At 57.6% G+C, this 1314-nt stretch carries 1 protein-coding gene; it reads left to right on the top strand.

Annotated elements, in window-relative coordinates; translation table 11 throughout:
* Positions 1-42 precede the first annotated feature (42 nt).
* Positions 43-1314: condensation domain-containing protein (locus AC1TPB_RS24830; protein ID WP_482078943.1), on the top strand; the 1272-nt coding region annotated here is incomplete at its 3' end.

Genomic DNA, 1314 nt, shown 5'->3' with positions numbered 1-1314 from the left:
GGAGACTTGGTAAGATGGCTGCCGGACGGGAACCTGGAGTACATGGGCCGGATCGACGAGCAAGTGAAAATCCGGGGGTATCGGATCGAGACAGGCGAAATCGTGCACGGTCTGCTGCAGCACGCGGACGTGAAGGAAGCAGTGGTTGTCGCCCGGAAAAACGAGCGGGACGAAGCTTACCTGTGTGCGTACGTGGTGAGCAGCGGAGCGTTCGACGCATCTGAATTGCGTTCGCATTTGAAGCGTAGCCTGCCGGAGTACATGGTACCGTCGTATGTAGTAGAAGTGGAGCGCATTCCGTTGACGGCCAATGGGAAGGTAGATCGGCGCGCACTGCCGGAGCCGCAAGGTCTGGTGCAGGCAGGAAACGAATACGTGGCGCCGCGGAGTGAGACCGAAGCGAAGCTGGCGGCGATTTGGCAGGAGGTGCTCCGAATCGAACAAGTTGGCATCCGAGACAACTTCTTCGAATTTGGCGGCGATTCGATCAAAGCGATCCAGATCGTGTCCAGGTTAAGTGCAGAAGGCCTCAAGCTGGTCGTCCGAGATATGTTCACGTATCCGATGATCGAGGAAGTCAGTCAATATGTTCAGGTCACGACCCAGGCAGCAGCCGAAGAAGGGACCGTGGAAGGCGAAGTGGCGCTTAGTCCGATCCAGCGTTGGTTTTTCGAGCAACGTTTCTCGCAAAGCCATCATTGGAATCAGGCGATGATGCTGTACCGCGCGGACGGTTTCCGGGAAGCGTTCGTAGAGGAAGTCGTGGTCAAGCTGACGGAACACCATGACGCGCTGCGGATGGTGTACCAGCAAGAAGCAGGGAAGATCGTGCAGATGAACCAGGGGACAGAAGATCAAGCGTTCCGCCTGCATGTATTCGACGTCTCGGCGGAAGCGGACGTCAGCGCAGCGATCGAGCGTGAGGCGACGCTGGTCCAGCAGGAGATGAATCTAGAAACCGGCCCACTGATGCAACTTGGGTTGTTCAGGACGAACAGCGGCGACCATCTGCTGATCGCGATCCATCACCTTGTCGTCGACGGGGTGTCCTGGAGAATCCTATTGGAGGATTTCGCGGCGGGATACGAGCAGCGGCTGCGCGGTGAATCTGTTGCTTTACCGGGCAAAACGCATTCGTACCGGACATGGTCGGAGCGGATGGGAGTCTATGCACAGAGCTGGGAGCAGCAGAGGGAAGCTTCATATTGGCGGCAGGAAGAAGGTGCCAAGGTTAAGCCGCTCCCCAAAGACGGGGAATGTGCTGAAGCCCGAACATGGGGAAGTAGCACAAGCGCGGCGGTAAGCTTAAGCGAG

The organism is Paenibacillus sp. Y951, assembly GCF_056786395.1.
The sequence above is the reverse complement of the archived record's forward strand: the minus strand, read 5'-3'. Positions and strand labels throughout refer to the sequence as shown.